Annotated in this window: 15 protein-coding genes; 9 read left to right on the top strand and 6 right to left on the bottom strand. The window is 34.0% G+C overall.

Annotation, left to right across the window (positions count from 1 at the left end; all coding sequences use genetic code 11):
* Positions 1-5: 5 nt before the first annotated feature.
* Positions 6-731: a polyprenol monophosphomannose synthase gene (locus tag SLW70_RS04810; protein WP_320890904.1), complete on the bottom strand. Its 726-nt coding sequence runs from the start codon at positions 729-731 to the stop codon at positions 6-8.
* A gap of 104 nt (positions 732-835) precedes the next feature.
* On the opposite strand from SLW70_RS04810, the gene SLW70_RS04805 reads away from it, so the two are divergent.
* Positions 836-1,507, top strand: coding sequence for a DUF4271 domain-containing protein (locus tag SLW70_RS04805; RefSeq protein ID WP_320890903.1), 672 nt, complete (start codon positions 836-838; stop codon positions 1,505-1,507).
* A gap of 13 nt (positions 1,508-1,520) precedes the next feature.
* Positions 1,521-2,270, top strand: a complete 750-nt coding sequence (locus SLW70_RS04800; RefSeq protein ID WP_320890902.1) for a uroporphyrinogen-III synthase — start codon at positions 1,521-1,523, stop codon at positions 2,268-2,270.
* Between the two features lie 354 nt (positions 2,271-2,624).
* On the opposite strand, the gene SLW70_RS04795 is transcribed toward SLW70_RS04800, so the two are convergent.
* Both SLW70_RS04795 and leuS read right to left on the bottom strand, forming a co-directional pair.
* Positions 2,625-3,314, bottom strand: coding sequence for a zinc metallopeptidase (locus SLW70_RS04795; protein WP_320890901.1), 690 nt, complete (start codon positions 3,312-3,314; stop codon positions 2,625-2,627).
* Positions 3,315-3,699: 385 nt separating this feature from the next.
* Positions 3,700-6,561, bottom strand: coding sequence for a leucine--tRNA ligase (gene leuS, locus SLW70_RS04790; RefSeq protein ID WP_320890899.1), 2,862 nt, complete (start codon positions 6,559-6,561; stop codon positions 3,700-3,702).
* A gap of 196 nt (positions 6,562-6,757) precedes the next feature.
* Between leuS and SLW70_RS04785 the strand changes: the two genes are divergently transcribed.
* The 5 genes from SLW70_RS04785 to truB all read left to right on the top strand — a co-directional run bounded on the left by SLW70_RS04785 (position 6,758) and on the right by truB (position 10,352).
* Positions 6,758-7,495, top strand: coding sequence for a sulfite exporter TauE/SafE family protein (locus SLW70_RS04785; RefSeq protein WP_320890898.1), 738 nt, complete (start codon positions 6,758-6,760; stop codon positions 7,493-7,495).
* 127 nt (positions 7,496-7,622) lie between these two features.
* The gene (locus tag SLW70_RS04780; RefSeq protein ID WP_320890897.1) at positions 7,623-8,498 is read left to right on the top strand and encodes a cell division protein FtsX; all 876 of its coding nucleotides are present in this window, start codon (positions 7,623-7,625) and stop codon (positions 8,496-8,498) included.
* A 59-nt stretch (positions 8,499-8,557) separates the two neighbouring features.
* Positions 8,558-8,791, top strand: a complete 234-nt coding sequence (locus SLW70_RS04775; protein WP_320890895.1) for a DUF3098 domain-containing protein — start codon at positions 8,558-8,560, stop codon at positions 8,789-8,791.
* A gap of 83 nt (positions 8,792-8,874) precedes the next feature.
* Positions 8,875-9,660 (top strand): undecaprenyl-diphosphate phosphatase, encoded by a 786-nt coding sequence (locus tag SLW70_RS04770; protein WP_320890894.1) that lies wholly within the window; start codon positions 8,875-8,877, stop codon positions 9,658-9,660.
* A complete protein-coding gene (gene truB / locus SLW70_RS04765) occupies positions 9,660-10,352 on the top strand; it encodes a tRNA pseudouridine(55) synthase TruB (protein ID WP_320890893.1) in 693 nt (230 codons plus the stop codon). The genes SLW70_RS04770 and truB overlap by 1 nt, the downstream gene beginning before the upstream one ends.
* A gap of 378 nt (positions 10,353-10,730) precedes the next feature.
* On the opposite strand, the gene SLW70_RS04760 is transcribed toward truB, so the two are convergent.
* Entirely contained in the window at positions 10,731-11,342 is a 612-nt protein-coding gene (locus SLW70_RS04760) for a thioredoxin family protein (protein ID WP_320890892.1), read from the bottom strand.
* 112 nt (positions 11,343-11,454) lie between these two features.
* Between SLW70_RS04760 and SLW70_RS04755 the strand changes: the two genes are divergently transcribed.
* Positions 11,455-12,252, top strand: a complete 798-nt coding sequence (locus SLW70_RS04755; protein ID WP_320890891.1) for a patatin-like phospholipase family protein — start codon at positions 11,455-11,457, stop codon at positions 12,250-12,252.
* Between the two features lie 2,224 nt (positions 12,253-14,476).
* On the opposite strand, the gene SLW70_RS04750 is transcribed toward SLW70_RS04755, so the two are convergent.
* Complete coding sequence (locus tag SLW70_RS04750; RefSeq protein ID WP_320890890.1) at positions 14,477-14,923, bottom strand: hypothetical protein; 447 nt, start codon at positions 14,921-14,923, stop codon at positions 14,477-14,479.
* Positions 14,924-15,188: 265 nt separating this feature from the next.
* On the opposite strand from SLW70_RS04750, the gene SLW70_RS04745 reads away from it, so the two are divergent.
* Positions 15,189-16,019: an IS982 family transposase gene (locus tag SLW70_RS04745; RefSeq protein WP_320888702.1), complete on the top strand. Its 831-nt coding sequence runs from the start codon at positions 15,189-15,191 to the stop codon at positions 16,017-16,019.
* Here SLW70_RS04745 and SLW70_RS04740 read toward each other — a convergent pair.
* The gene (locus tag SLW70_RS04740) at positions 16,016-17,206 is read right to left on the bottom strand and encodes an NACHT domain-containing protein (protein WP_320890889.1); all 1,191 of its coding nucleotides are present in this window, start codon (positions 17,204-17,206) and stop codon (positions 16,016-16,018) included. The genes SLW70_RS04745 and SLW70_RS04740 overlap by 4 nt on opposite strands.
* Positions 17,207-17,365 lie beyond the last annotated feature (159 nt).

Raw genomic sequence — 17,365 nt, 5'->3', positions numbered from 1 at the left:
TTGTATTATAATGTATTAAATATTTTTTTCAATCTAAGTGATATCACTCCAAAAACAGCCTCTACGATAATTGAATTACTCATCTTAGACTGCCCTTTGGTTCTATCGGTAAAAATAATAGGAACTTCAGCTATACTAAACTTTTTACAATAGGTCCTGTATTTCATTTCTATTTGGAAAGCATAGCCTACAAACTTGATTTTATCAAGATTAATAGTCTCTAACACCTGTTTTTTATAACATACAAAACCAGCAGTTGCATCATGAATTTGCATTCCAGTAATCATACGAACATAGACAGATGCAAAATAGGACATCAAAACTCTGTTCAATGGCCAATTGACCACATTAACACCTGTTTTATAACGAGAACCAATAGCTAAATCAGCATCACCAAAATGGCAAGCATTATATAATTTTTCTAAATCATTCGGGTTGTGTGAAAAATCAGCATCCATTTCAAATATAAACTCATACCCTCTTTCAATTGCCCATTTAAAACCATGAACATAAGCAGTACCTAAGCCCGATTTTTTCATTCGTTTTTCCAAAAACAATCGCCCTTCAAATTCTGACTGGAGTAGCATCACTTTATCAGCAGTGTGATCTGGCGAATTATCATCTATAATAAGTACATGAAAATTTTTATGCTGCGATAACACTGCGCGAATGATACTTTCGATATTTTCAATTTCGTTATAGGTCGGAATTATAACAATACAGTCGCTCATATTTCAACTAATTTCACCGCAAAAGTAAACTTTTTAATGCATTTGTATGATAATAAATCTATAATAAAAAGTTTGAATCAAAAAATTACTAATTTTGCTCCACTATGACAGAACATTTACTTCATCCGAGGATAGTTGAAAGCAAGGATTGGGCTACAATATTATTTGTATTGTCTTTTTTGCTTATTACGGTTACCAAATCGACAAACGAGAATCGTTTTGGAGATTTTATGAAACTTATATTTTCAGACAAATACTCCAAAATATACCGTGACTCTAGTCATTTAATGAGTGGGTTTACTCTTTCTTTATTTATTGTACACGCCATTTCTTTTGCTTTTTTCATTCAATTAACCTTGACTATTTTTGGCTATGCATCTAAAACAGATTACCTTCTTTATATCCAAATAATTACTTTTGTTGTTTTCTTCATTTTATCAAAATATTTGATTGAAAAAATCATTGCCACTGCTTTTAACATTGAAGAGTTTGTAGAACAATTTAACTTACAAAAAGTTACATATCGAACATATATTGGATTGCTCATCCTTCCTTTTAACATTATTTTATTCTACAACGAAAGTATTCCTGTAATAATTCCACAATTAATAATAGCTATAGTGTTGGTTTTCAGCGTAGTAACTTACCTGATGTCAATAAAAAATTATCAAAATATAATATTCAGTAAGTTGTTTTATTTTATTTTATATCTTTGCACTCTCGAAATAGCACCCTATTTTTTGATGTATTATTGGTACACAAAAAGTATCGCTTAGAAACTGTTAAAATATGAAAGTGAAAACTATTTTGGTGTCACAACCTGAGCCTAAAGTTGAAAATTCTCCTTATTATGAATTACAACAAAAGCATAAAATAAAAATTGATTTCAGACCTTTTATCCATATAGAAGGAGTAAATGCTAAAGAGATTCGTCTTCAAAAAATCGACCTCAACAACTATACTGCAATTATTTTAACTAGTAGAAATGCTGTTGATCATTTTTTCAGAGTAGCCGATGAAATGCGTTATAAAGTTCCTGAAACTTTAAAATATTTTTGCCAATCAGAAGCAGTTGCCTACTACTTGCAAAAATACGTGGTTTACAGAAAACGTAAAATCTATGTTGGAGCCAAAGATTTTGCTGACTTATCTCCATTGATTAAAAAGTATAAGGATGAAAAATTCCTTTTGCCTGCCTCAGACCAATTAAATGCTGATGCCCCAATTACTTTAGATAACCTAAAAGTAGATTGGACTCAAGCAACTTTTTACAAAACCGTAATGAGTGATTTGTCTGATTTAGCAGATGTTTATTATGATGTATTGGCTTTTTTCAGTCCAACAGGAATCAAATCATTATTCAAAAATTTTCCTGATTTCAAACAAAACAATACTCGCATAGCAGTATTTGGAAGTTCGACTCAAAAAGAAGCTTTAGACAACGGATTGCGAATTGACATTCTTGCTCCAACACCTGACACACCTTCTATGACAATGGCTTTGGAAAAATACATTGTAGAAGCAAATAAGACAAAATAAGATAACCTTATTCAATATAATACTAAAACCGCAATGAAAAATTGCGGTTTTTTTTTGTGCGAAAAAAACACTAATTTATAAAATAAATGGCGTTATGCAGCAAAGAGGCGCTGCAGTGCCCTATCCCCAATACATCTCTACACAAAACGACACAATACTATTCACAACAAAAAAATCCCAAACCCCAATCGTAGAACAGACAAACGACCAGTGATATGTTGACGTAGAGAGGCACTGCAGTGCCTCTCTACTACACAAAATAACACAACACATATGAAAACAAAAAAATCCAAACCCCAATCGTAAAAATTGGAATTTGGAATTTTATATTTTTTCTGGATTTCGCTTTATAATTTAATCTCTTCTATTGCCTCCTAGATAAATTGAAAGATAATACAACAGTGTCGCAATAGACCCTAGAGCCGCAACCAAATAGGTTCGTGCTGCCCATTTTAAAGCATCTTTAGCACCTGCTTGCTCTTGTTGTGTCAACATTCTTTTGTTTTCTAACCAAGCCAAGGCACGATTACTCGCATCGTATTCTACTGGTAACGTAATAATCGAAAAAACAGTCGTTGTGGCAAACAATATAATTCCAATTAACAACAACTGCGGAAAACTCTCTAAAAGTAAAATCCCTCCAAGCAACACCCACTGCATATAGGTCGAAGCCACGTTTACAAACGGTACTAACTTGGAACGCATCGTTAACCACTCATAACCCACAGCATGCTGGACGGCGTGACCACATTCGTGTGCCGCTACTGCTGCCGCTGCTGCATTACGCTGATTGTATACTGCCTCACTTAAATTGACCGTTTTATCCATCGGATTGTAATGATCCGTTAAACGGCCAGGTGTTGAAATAACACGCACATCGTAAATCCCGTTATCCGCAAGCATTTTTTGAGCAATCTCGGCACCACTCATGCCGTTCTGTAAATGTAACTTAGAATAATGTTCGAATTTACTTTTGAGTCTCGAACTTACTAACCAACTCGCTAGCATAATCATACCAGCCAATATCATATATCCCATTCCCATATTTTATATTTTTTATTGATTTCTAATTTAGTTTAAATTTATCAAAATGTGCACCAATTTTAAAAAATGCCAAATTGACATTTTTAAAAGGAAATTCCAATACTAAAAATTCCAAATCCCAAACGTACTGCGAATAGGCATTATGTAAAGAGGCACTGCAGTGCCTCTCTATACAGAAAAAAATTCCAAATTGTGATATTCCAAATTCCAACCGTATCCCGCAAAGAGGCACTGCAGTGCCTCTCTACAATATAACATTCCTTTTACAACAAAAAAAATCCCAAATCCCAATTACACTTCGATCCTTCGACAAACTCAGGACAGGCTGAGCTCAGTGTGACAATTGGAATTTGGAATTTAAAATATTGGAATTTCTCTTATTTGGCTATCCTACCAAATTGATAATTTTCCCTGGAACGATAATCACCTTATTCGGTGTTCTACCGTCTAATTGTTTTTGCGTTCTTTCGTCTTGCATTACAATTTCTTCGATTTGATCTTTGGTTAAATCCAAAGGCAATTTGATGGTGAAACGCATTTTTCCATTGAAAGAAACAGGGTACTCTTTTTCAGATTCTATCAAATGTTTTTCTTCGAATTTTGGAAAAGCTACCGTAGCAATCGAACCTTCATGTCCTAAAGCCGACCATAATTCTTCAGCGATATGCGGCGCATATGACGAAATCACAATCGCCAACGGCTCTAAAATTGCACGAGAATGACAACCTTGCGTTGACAATTCGTTTACACAAATCATAAACTGAGAAACCGAGGTATTGAAAGAGAAACTCTCGATATCCTCAGACACTTTTTTAATGGTTTTGTGTAATGATTTTAGATTATCTTTCGTTGGTTCATCATTAGTTACAATCAATCCCGACTCATCAAAATACAGACGCCATAATTTTTTTAGGAAACCAAATACTCCCGAAATACCGGCCGTATTCCATGGTTTTGCTTGTTCCAATGGCCCTAAGAACATTTCGTATAAACGCAAGGTATCTGCTCCGTATTCATTACAAATATTGTCTGGAGTCACTACATTGTATTTGGATTTTGACATTTTTTCGACTTCACGACCTACAATGTATTTCCCGTTTTCATCACAAATGAATTCAGCATTAGCGTATTCCTCTCTAAATTTTTTAAATTTTTCAATATCCAATTCATCAGAAGCATTTACAAAGGAAACATCTGTATGAATTGGCTGAACTGCTTGTCCTTCAATTTTATTTTTAGAAACAAAAGTATTTGTCCCTTCCAATCTATACACAAAAGCACTCGTCCCCAAAATCATTCCCTGATTAATCAGTTTTTTGAATGGCTCTTCGGTTGGAGCAAAACCTTTGTCTTTTAGGAATTTATTCCAAAAACGAGAATACAATAAGTGACCCGTAGCATGCTCGCTTCCACCAATATATAAATCCACCGATTCCCAGTATTTCAAGGCCTCTTGACTCGCAAATTCGGTTTCGTTTTTAGCATCCATATAACGCATCCAATACCAAGAACTTCCTGCCCAACCTGGCATGGTGTTTAACTCTAAAGGGAAAATGGTCACATTGTCTATCAACTGATTACTAACCACTGTACACTGAACACTATCCCAGGCCCAAACCGTAGCATTTCCTAATGGAGGCAAACCATCTTCTGTTGGCAAATATTTCTCCACTTCTGGCAAAATGATAGGCAAATGTTGCGCATCAATCATCTGTGGCAAACCATCCACATAATATACTGGGAAAGGCTCTCCCCAATAACGTTGACGCGAAAAAACCGCATCACGCAAACGGTAATTGATTTTACCATACCCTTGACATAGTTTTTCTAATTCTTCAATTACTTTTTGAGTTCCTTTTTTATAACCTAATCCGTTTAAGAAATCAGAGTTTACTAATTCAAAACCTTCTTTACCTCCAAAAGCTGCTTCCGAGATGTCTTTATCAAAAATGTTCTTGATGTCCTGCATTCCGTTTTGACCTTTAAAGAAATTAGCAAAAGCATAATCTCTCTCATCACCACAAGGCACCGCCATTACAGCCCCTGTTCCGTAACCTGCCAAAACATAATCCCCAATCCAAACTGGAATAGCTTCTTTAGTAAACGGATGTTCTGCATAAGCTCCCGTAAACACACCCGAGATGGTTTTTACATCGGCCATACGCTCACGCTCCGAACGCTTGGCTGTTTTTTCGATATAGGCTTCCACAGCTGCTTTTTGTTCTGGAGTTGTGATTTTGGCTACCAATTCGTGTTCTGGCGCCAAAGTCATAAACGTCACTCCAAAAATAGTATCAGGACGAGTGGTGAATACCGAAATATTTTCTTGATGTCCATTCACTTTAAAAGAAACCATCGCCCCTACTGATTTTCCAATCCAGTTGCGTTGACTTTCTTTAATACTTTCTGTCCAATCAATTTCATTTAAACCTTGCAATAAACGCTCTGCATAAGCCGAAATACGCATGCTCCACTGGGTCATTTTTTTTCGAACCACCGGATAGCCACCACGTTCTGAAACGCCGTTGATGATTTCGTCATTAGCCAAAACCGTCCCTAATCCCGGACACCAGTTTACTTCGGTTTCTGCTAGGTAGGTCATTCGGTACTGCAATAGTATTTTTTCCTGCTGCGCTTTCGCGAAAGCGTTCCATTCTGATGCAGAAAATGGAGTAATATTATCATCACAAACAGCATTCACATTTCCATTTCCTTCTTTTTCAAAAATCGAAATTAAGGTCGAAATACCTTCTGCTTTGTCTGAACTTTTATTATACCAAGAGTTGAACAACTGGATAAAAATCCATTGTGTATGTTTATAATAATCAGGATTGGATGTGCGTACTTCACGGTCCCAATCATATGAAAATCCTATTTTGTCCAATTGCTTTCTGTAACCTGCAATTTGGTTTCCTTCTTTATCAAAACCACCGTCAATATTCACACGAGTTGTATCTTCTGGACGTTGTCCTGTTTGAATCGCATATTGCTCTGCTGGCAATCCAAAACTATCGTAGCCCATTGGGTGCAACACATTAAAACCTTGATGTCTTTTGTATCTCGAATACACATCCGAAGCAATATACCCTAACGGATGCCCCACGTGCAATCCCGCTCCTGATGGATAAGGAAACATGTCAAGTACATAATGTTTTGGTTTTTCAGAAGTGTTGGATGCTGCAAAAGTTTTATTATCAGCCCAGTATTGTTGCCATTTGGCTTCGATTTCGTTCGGATTGTATTTCATTTCAAAGTTTCAAAGTTGCAAAGTTGCAAAGTTTCTAAGGTTTTATTGCTTGATTTTCAGTTGGCAAATTTACGTTTATTGTAAATTGTACGAAAGGAATTTAATGAAAAGAAGAAATAAATAAATATCTCAATAAATACTAAGTAATAATACTTACTTTTGGAAAATTATTTTTATTTATCCAAATCCTCATATAATGGACTATACTTCTATTCTGTTGTTATTCTTATTAGCATTGGTTGCTTTCTTATATTCATCTGTAGGTCACGGAGGTGCCAGTGGATACCTAGCCATTATGGCTATTGCAGGTGTTGCTCCTCATATGATGAAACAATCAGCATTAATCATGAACTTAGCTGTATCCTTATTTTCTTTTATTGGTTTTTATAAGGCGGGATATTTTAGAATAAAACTGTTTCTCCCCTTTATGATAGCAAGTATACCAATGGCTTTTTGGGGCGGCACGATGAGCTTACCTGATTCAATCTATAAAAAAATATTAGCTGTATGCATTTTTATATCCATCATTAGATTGTTGTATCAATTTGAAGACAAAGACAAACCTAATCGTGAAATTCCTCTATGGGCAGGACTACTTTCGGGCGGAAGTATCGGTTTACTTTCAGGACTTTTGGGCATTGGAGGTGGGATAATCCTCAGCCCCTTAATGCTTTTGATGCGTTGGTCAAAATTAAAAGAAACGGCTGCCGTGTCAGCACTATTTATTTTTGTTAATTCGGTTTCAGGTCTTTATGGTCAGGTTCAAAAAGAAGGTCTTTTTATTCCAAAAGAATTACAAGTCGCTGTTCTAGCTACCATCATAGGAGGTTTATTAGGCTCTTATTTTGGAAGTCAAAAATTTAACAACAAAACACTAAAATACCTTTTAGCAGTCGGACTAACAATTGCGAGTTTAAAACTACTATTTACTTAAAACGACAGCTTTTTCTAAAAATGTTTTAAAAATCTCCGCTTTATGACACGAAACTTAAAACTTTGAACGTTATTAACTTCAAATAAAGAAATTCTTTATTATTTTTACCGCATAATTAAAATAGACTATGAGTTCTTCATTTGATAAGTTTCAAAAACGCAGATTAATTTCTTCTTATTTTTCGGTTGTCCTAAGCATCTTCTTGGTTTTGTTTCTTCTGGGAATACTAGGACTTTTCATCATTAATTCTCAAAAATTAGCCAACGATTTTAAGGAAAAAATTGCTATGACAGTTTTCTTCAAAAATGAAGCTAACGAAGATGATTTAAAACGTTTTGGTGAAGAACTAAAAAAAGAGGCTTTCGCAAAGTCTTCTGTTTATGTAAGTAAAGAACAAGCAGCAAAACAACATACGGACATCATTGGAGAAGACTTTTTGACTTTTCTCGGTGAAAATCCATTGCAAAACTCTTATGACATTCACTTAAAAGCTAGTTATGTTGAGAAAGATAGTATATCGAAAATTGAAAGTAAGTTTCGCGAAAACCAAATGATTTCGGATATCGTTTATGACAAACAATTAGTCAACTTAGTTAACGACAACATCAAAAAAGTGAGTATGTGGATTTTAATCATCAGCGGCTTTTTGACTTTTATTGCCGTTTTGTTAATCAACAGTTCATTGCGTTTATCAATATATTCTAACCGTTTCATCATCAAAACCATGCAAATGGTGGGTGCCACTAAATCTTTTATTCGCAAACCATTTGTAATGCGTAGTATCAAACTAGGGATTCTGGGGGCGGTTTTAGCTATTTTGGCATTAATTGGTGTTTTAGCTTATGTAGAAACGAATTTTCCAGACTTACAAATTTTAGACAACAAACTTATGATTGCAGCTGTGTTAATTGGTGTTTTTGGTCTTGGTGTTTTAATCACTTGGATTAGTACTCATTTTGCCACGCAACGTTTCTTGAATTTAAGAACAGACGATTTATATTAGTATTCAGTTTACAGTAATAAATATTCAGTAAATTCTGGAGAAAACAAAAATATAAAATGATGAAAGACAATAAACAAGAATTCTTATTTGATAAAGTAAACTACAAAATTCTTTTGATAGGAATTGGAGTAATTGCCCTAGGTTTTATCCTAATGTCAGGCGGAGGAAGTGATGACCCAAATGTGTTTAACGAAGATGTTTTTAACTTCCGAAGAATCAGATTAGCACCTACAACTGTTCTAATTGGATTTGGAATTACCATTTATTCGATCCTTAAAAGCCCTAAAAAATAGTTTGCAGTTTCAGTTGTAAGTTTGCAGTAAAAGCAAATTTAAAAAAACTGAATACTAAAAAACTGAACATTGAATACTAAAAAATGAACACACTTCAAGCCATTATCCTTGCTATTATAGAAGGAATTACTGAGTTCTTACCCGTATCTTCAACTGGACATATGATTATCGCATCTTCCTTTTTTGGAATTGCTCAAGAAGATTTTACCAAACTTTTTACTATTGTCATTCAGCTAGGAGCGATTCTTTCAGTGGTGATTCTATATTTCAAGCGTTTTTTTCAAACCTTTGATTTTTATTATAAATTATTAGTTGCCTTTATTCCGGCAGTTGTTTTAGGATTATTACTGAGTGATAAGATTGATGAGTTACTTGAAAACCCTATAACGGTAGCAGTTTCTCTTTTGGTAGGAGGTATAATTCTTTTAAAAGTTGATGATTGGTACAACAAGTCCGAAGAAACTGAAATCACTTATTTAAAAGCCTTAAAAATTGGATTATTTCAATGTCTTGCCATGGTCCCAGGAGTTTCCCGCTCGGGTGCGAGTATCGTAGGCGGAATGTCTCAAAAATTATCTAGAACTACAGCTGCTGAATTTTCTTTTTTCCTTGCTGTTCCTACGATGTTTGGCGCTACAGTAAAAAAATGTTACGACTATTACAAAGACGGTTTCGTATTAAACCAGGAGCAAATTAACATCTTAATTATTGGAAATGTAATTGCTTTTATTGTAGCCATGTTGGCCATCAAAAGTTTTATTGATTTCTTAAGTAAAAAAGGATTCAAAATCTTTGGTTACTACCGTATTGCCGTTGGAATCATACTCTTAGTAATTCATTATTTTATTCATCCTTTGACCATCATCTAATGACTGTAGAAGACTACTTAAGCGGACAAATAATTCTAATTGACAAGCCCCTAAAATGGAGTTCGTTTCAAGCAGTGAATAAATTAAAATATGCCCTTATTAATAAAGTAGGCCTTCCTAAGAAATTTAAAATTGGACATGCCGGAACCTTAGACCCTTTGGCCACAGGATTACTCATCATATGTACTGGGAAATTCACCAAAAGAATCACCGAAATTCAAGGTCAAGCCAAAGAATATACTGGAACTTTTCATATCGGAGCCACCACTCCTTCCTACGATTTGGAAACCGAAATTGATCAAACCTACCCGACCTCACATATTGACGAAGCACTTATTCACGAAACAATAAAGCAATTTTTGGGCGAAATTGACCAAAAACCGCCTATTTTTTCCGCTATAAAAAAAGATGGAGTGCGCCTATACGAACATGCACGTGCAGGAGAATCTATTGAAATCGCTTCTAGAAAAACAACGATTCACGAATTTGAAATCACCCGAATCGAATTACCTGAAGTAGATTTTAGAGTAGTTTGCAGCAAGGGAACCTATATTCGCTCCTTAGCTTATGATTTTGGGAAAGCAATGCACTCTGGCTCCCATTTGACAGCGCTACGCCGAACTAAAATAGGAGATTACGATGTGACTAATGCCATTGATGTTACTTTATTTGAACAAAGTCTGAAGCTGTAACATCAAAACATGAAAAAACACACAATAAAAACAATACTGAATTTATCATGTATTTTTAATTAACCGTTCTGTCTTTTAATGAATAAACTTTCACTATTTACACTAGATTAATAGTGAGAGATATGTTCATTACCGAATAGTAAACGAGAGAACCAATCATACAGTTTTTCGAAGAATTTTTTCATGACGATGTTTTTTAAATTGTTAAACAAATTAGTAAACACCATAAAAAAAGCAACTTTTATAGATAGATTTATCTGGGTGTCACTAAGATACGATTTTTTTTCAATAAAAAAAACATTTCCGCTAAAACTGCTAAGATAAGTACCAATAGGCTTTATAAACGGAATAGACCAAAAATTAACCGAATTAAAACCATTACAAATGATCAAAACTTGCCATCATAGCTGTAATTTCTTTTTGAACCGATACACCTTTGTCATGCAAATACCACAATTGTAGTTCTGTTTTTGCTTCCTCATTAATCTCACCATATTTCTTTTTATACTCCTTAATTAAATCCAAAGCACCTTCTGGACGAGGTCCCCAATCCCCAAGCACGGAAGTGGTTTCTTTATCAATAATAATCAATTTAGGAATCGACCTAGTATTATTGGTCAAGAACAAATTCATCAGAGCATCATTTTCATCACGAAGAACAATTTTAAGATCAATTTTCCCATTTGAGACCAGCGCCATCTTATGTAAGATAGGCACTATTTGAGCAGCATCGCCGCACCATCCTTCCGAAAGTACCACCCAAATATATTCTTTTTTCAAAGTCTCTAAATGAACACTACATTCAGGGATTATTTTTATTGTTTTATCTAATCGACTCATCCGTGTATCGTTCAATTTACTATACTGAGTCAAAGCTTCAGTTTGTTCTAAACCTGTAGATTTTTGTTCAGTCAATAAATCAGAGACTAATTTTCGGTATTCTAAATAGGAATGACTATTAAATAAGGCTTTTGCAATTATTGTTTTCATAGCTCTTTTATTGTTTTCAAGTAAATTTAGGACAAAAAAACCATTTAAATCTGATAAAAATCACCTTCCAAACAATCAAAAAGTGTATTTTTATGAAAAGATTACGCAACATATGAATTTAGATAAAAAGTCAATTGGCCTTGTACTTTCCGGCGGAGGAGCCAAAGGAATTGCTCATGCAGGTGCCATCAAATTTTTGGAAGAAAAAAATATCATCCCAGAGCGAATAGCTGGCACAAGTGCTGGGTCCATCGTAGGTGCTTTATACTCTTTTGGAAAAACACCTGCAGAGATTTTATCTTTTTTTCAATCTATTTATATCTTTCACTGGAGACATCTTACCTTCAAAAAAGCAGGCTTGATTGATTCGGAATCTTTCTACGCCGACTTTTACTCTATTTTTCAAGATGCCACTCTTGGTGATTTGAAAATCCCTTTACAAGTCACCGCAACCAATATGGTTAGAGGAAGGTTAAAAATCTTCAAACCTTCTACAAAAATTGTCGATGCGCTTATCGCCTCGGCCGCTTTTCCTGGAATCATCTCTCCTTACGAAATCAATGGAGAAACCTATAGCGATGGCGGTATTTTAAACCATTTCCCATCGGATGTTTTGTATGGTCAATGTGAAAATATTATTGGTATTTATGTGAGTCCGATTCAAAAGATTAAAGCAGCCGACCTAAATTCTATTCGAGCAGTAACAACAAGGGCTTTCGATATCTTTTCTGCTAATTCGGACATCCAAAAATTTACCGTTTGCGATTGGGTTATAAAACCCGAAGAATTATGTATTTACAGCACTTTTGAGACCAATAAAGACCGAATGGAAGCGATATTCAATATTGGCTACGAAGCGGCCAAAAACTCATTTGAAGAGCTGTCTAAAAAGAAACTTTCAGTGAAGTAATTAGTTTTTTTTTTTAATGTGAACGTTTCACAAAGAGGCTCAATAGAAATACAGAGATTCACGAAGGTTTTAAAATACAGTAGCCAAAACCTTGTCTTTTTGACGATACGAGGGCTCGAGCGATAGCGAACAGCCGAAGCAATCTCCACAACAAGATGGATTAAAATCTTTCCCTACAATATAAGCCGAGCCTACGGCTCTTTGAAATATTTTACACGATCAATTGCAATTCTATATGTTGTTTAAGTGGTAAAGTTCCGTAGGAACGATATATTTTGTAGCCCCGAAATTTATTTCGGGGGAAATAAGATTGACAGACAATCTAAAGTCCCGTAGGGACGGCATATATGAATCACAAAGATTAGCAAAGTTTATAAAGCACTATAACCACAATCTTGTCTTTCCGACGAAAGGAGCAATCTCCACAACAGGATGGATTAAAATCCATCCCTACAATATAAGCCGAGCCTACGGCTCTTTGAAATATTTTATACAATCAATTGAAATTCTATATCTTGTTTAAGTGGTAAAGTTCCGTAGGAACGATATATTTTGTAGCCCCGAAATTTATTTCGGGGGAATAAGATTGACAGACAATCTAAAGTCTCGTAGGGACGGCATATATGAATCAGAAAGATTAGCAAAGTTTACAAAGCACTGTAACCACAATCTTGTCTTTCTTGACGAAGGAAGAATCTCCACAACAGGATGGATTAAAATCCATCCCTATAAAATAAGCCGAGCCTACGACTCTTTGAAATATTTTATACAATCAATTGAAATTCTATATGTTGTTTAAGTGGTAAAGTTCCGTAGGAACGATATATTTTTAGCCCCGAAATTTATTTCGGGGAAATAAAATTGACAGACAATCTGAAGTCCCGTAGGTACGGTATATATGAATAACATTTACAAAGATTAAAAGCCAGTAACCACAATTTTGTCTTTCCGATGATAGGAGCAATCTCCACAACAGGATGGATTAAAATCCATCCCTACAATATGAGCCGAGCCTACGACTCTTTGAAATATTTTACACGATCAATTGCAATTCTATATCTTGTTTAAGTGGTAAAGTTCCGTAGGAACGATATATTTTTAGCCCCGAAATTTATTTCGGGGAATAAATTGACACGCAACCTAAAGTCCCATAGGGACGGTATATATGAATAACATTCACAAAGGTTATCAAGCCCAGTAACCACAATCTTGTCTTTCCAATGATAGGAGAAACCTCCACAACAGGATGGATTAAAATCCATCCCTACAATATGAGCCGAGCCTACGGCTCTTTGAAATATTTTATACAATCAATTGAAATTCTATATGTTGTTTAAGTGGTAAAGTTCCGTAGGAACGATATATTTTGTAGCCCCGAAATTTATTTCGGGGGAATAAGATTGACAGACAATCTAAAGTCCCGTAGGGACGGCATATATGAATCACAAAGATTAGCAAAGTTTATAAAGCACTGTAACCACAATCTTGTCTTTCAAACGATAGGAAGACTCGAGCGATAGCGAACAGGCGAAGCAATCTCCACAACAGGATGGATTAAAATCCATCCCTACAAAATGAACCGAGCCTACGGGTCTTTGAAATATTTTACACGATCAATTGAAATTCTATATGTTGTTTAAGTGGTAAAGTTCCGTAGGAACGATATATTTTTAGCCCCGAAATTTATTTCGGGGAATAAATTGACACGCAACCTAAAGTCCCATAGGGACGGTATATATAAATAACAAAGATTAGCAAAGTTTATAAAGCTCTGTAACCACAATTTTGTCTTTCAGACGACAGGAAGACTCGAGCGATAGCGAACAGGCAAAGCAATCTCCAAAAGTAACTAAAGCACTGTACTTGCCAATCGTTATGGCGCAAAGTCGAAGACATTTACTCAACAGCATTCCACCCCAACTTGAGGTGCCAAACTGACTCATCAAGTTATCGAACTTTTGTGTACTAAGTTGAAACATGAAATCTTCGGGGCTCACAGAAAAAATACTAAGAGTCATAAAATTTATAAAGCCCAGTAACCACAATCTTGTCTTTCCGACGATAGGAGAAACCTCCGCAAGTGACTAAAGTACTGTATTTATCAATCATTGTGGCGCAAAGTCAGAGACATTTGCGCAGCAGCTACACTTTGAGGAGCTGGGACATTTGCAGTAGCTACACTTTGAGGAACTGACAACCTGTACACACAAGTACGAAACACTTACTATATTAAGGATATTATGTCCGTGTCACTTTGATTTTGTTCATCTAGGTGATTTTCTAGTTCAATGATTTTATGTTTAATATTCTCTTTATAACTTATAATAAAAGGTTGAATGTCTTCTTTTGCCAATTTTGCTCTTGCAAATTCTGAAAGTTTTTCTGATTCTTTATCAGCATTTTTTTCATCTTCAATACGAGGATTGTACTTCCTAAATTGTTCTGAAAAGTACTCACTTTTTTTTATCAAATCGTCAGTTCTTATAATAGAATAAAATGATTCATACACACTTCTTAAATTAATGAAGTTATCTATTATTTTATTTGTGTTGATAGTTTTTAATTCGACTTTTTTTAAGTAATCTTTCAAAAAAGGTAGAATACCATATTTTATAACACCTTCCTCATCTAATTCTGACAACAGAAGATGAAAATTATCCTTTGAATTCATGCCAAAACTATGGTCTTTTGTTAATGAATTTATTATTTTTTTGTAAACCACTTTTTTGTTCTCGACACTCTTTAATGATGATATATATGTAGCTGTAAAATACTCTTGCAATGAACGATGCGGAAAAGTAAATTCTGTTCCATCTTGATTAATTATTCCTATGGCAACTTGTAAATCATTAATTAATTCAAGTTGCTAGTTGCTGTAGTATAAAAACAAAGCAGAGGTTAAGTAAATTTGTTTTGCGAACCAATAAACCTCCCCAATGCTTTGTAAAGACAAAATTATATCAATTTTTTGTTTAATAGATGATATTTTACAAGGAATTCAACATGTTGAAGATGTAAGAAGACAAGTTAGTGATAGCGAAATTATCTTGACTGCAATAGTTTCTTCAACGAGTTTTTATGGTAATCATTGCTCTGCTATAAAATTTATGAAACAATATGGATTCATCCCTAATATGCTTGATAAGAGTAGATTCAATAGACGTTTACATAAAGTTGGAAAACTTTTATACGAGTTATTTGAGATAGTAAGTTCTTATTTTAAAGATTTCTGTTGTGAAATGCATTATATCATTGATTCTTTTCCTGTTTCAGTTTGCAACAATATGAGGATTACAAATTGTAAGATTGTTTCAGGTAATAAATGGAGAGGCTATACTGCCAGTATGCGAAGTTATTTTTATGGAGTAAAAGTACAATTACTCACCACAAAGGATGGGATTCCAATAGCTTTTCATTTCACGCCAGGAAAAACTGGCGATGCAAAAGCTTTAGGGAAAATGATTGATAAATTACATGTAGAAGCTTCATTATATGGTGATAGTGCCTATACAGATTACGGACTAGAAGACATTGCATTAAATAAAAAATGCATCTTATTAAAAATTCAACGTAAGTCAAATGCTAAAAGAATTGATACGCTAGAACAAAAAAACGAAAAACTCAAGATGAGGAAAAGAGTAGAAACAACAATAAGTGATATAAAGAAAATGTTTCCAAGAACAATTCATGCTGTTACATTAGAAGGTTTTTTAATAAAACTAACACTATTTGTCTTTGGACTACAATTAAATAAGGCTATTAACTAGCAACTTGAATTAATTAATTTATGATTTATAAAATCAATTGATTTCTTTTTATCTTTAATAAGATCTAATTTCTCATTTAAATAATGATTAGTAAAGATAAATTTTTGTTCAAAATAAGATATGAAAGAGAATAGTTCAAGAACCTCAATAATTTGTTCTTTTGATAAACCACTTTGTTTCTCTCGGACAAAAGCAAGTTTGGACATACTATCATGAACCGAGAACAATGCGTCAAAAACTTGACTATAAAAAGCACTTCTTTTTTGAGGAATACTGGAATAAGATTGAAACGTTAATATAAACATCGAAAGCAATAAAGGATTGCTTAGAAAAGTTTTATACGCGCTATTTTCTGGACTATTTATTGCCTCAATAATTTTCTCTTGCAGTTCTTTTTCTTGAGATGGAATTTGTTTAGCTATAAATTGATTAATATCCTCATCTGATAATTCACAAACTTCAAAATTGTGAAATAAGGGAAGTAAATCTATCTCTGTATATGGTCTAGATGTAAGTAAGTAATTATTTTTGTTATAAAGTTTAACCAAGTCATCAATTTCCTTTGTGAGTTTTTCTTTTTTAGTAGATGTTATCTCATCATATCCATCTAAAAAGAATACAAAATCACCTGATTTCATTAACCTCTCAATTATATTATCACCAGACGATAATCTATTTAGTTTAAATATCTTTTCCTTAATAAAGTCAATTAATGAACCATTATGATCGTTTAAATATCTTAATTCTACTTTGATTGGAATTTTATAATCTGAATCGATTGAATTTAAAAATAGATATTTTACAATTGTACTCTTTCCGCTTCCTGCATTTCCTATTAAAGTTACGAATTGATTTTTTTCAAAAAGCTTTGCGATCGAATTTGTTGCTATTCTTGATTCATTTCTTATGCCAGAATATAAACGATGTTCATTAATAATTCCATTTCTTTTGGTTTTACCACATTTACGTATAAATAAAGGTTGATAAAATTCTTTTAATCGTTTCGGTTCTACTCTGTGAAGTAACGTTTTAGAAATTGAATTTCTGTTATATTCTTCGACTTGATATTCTAAAATATTGTTAGAAATAGTATGTTTTATTTCTTCAGTAAAATCTTTGGTAATATTTGTAAACAATTTTGTTAATTGTCCGCTTATAATTCCTTTAACAAATGATGTTATTTCCATAGTTTATTTTCAAATTACATTTAATTAGTTCGTTAGCATAACAAATATCATACTTTATTCTGTCTCAAATATAAGAAAAACATTCCTACAAAAAACAAAATCCCCTCCTTAGCCCTGACAGCAGCGGCATCCTTGTGGCGGCAGGCGTTAAGCCGCCAC

Source organism: Flavobacterium sp. NG2, assembly GCF_034119845.1.
Classification (GTDB): Bacteria; Bacteroidota; Bacteroidia; order Flavobacteriales; family Flavobacteriaceae; genus Flavobacterium.
This window is presented reverse-complemented; position numbering and strand designations above follow the sequence as displayed.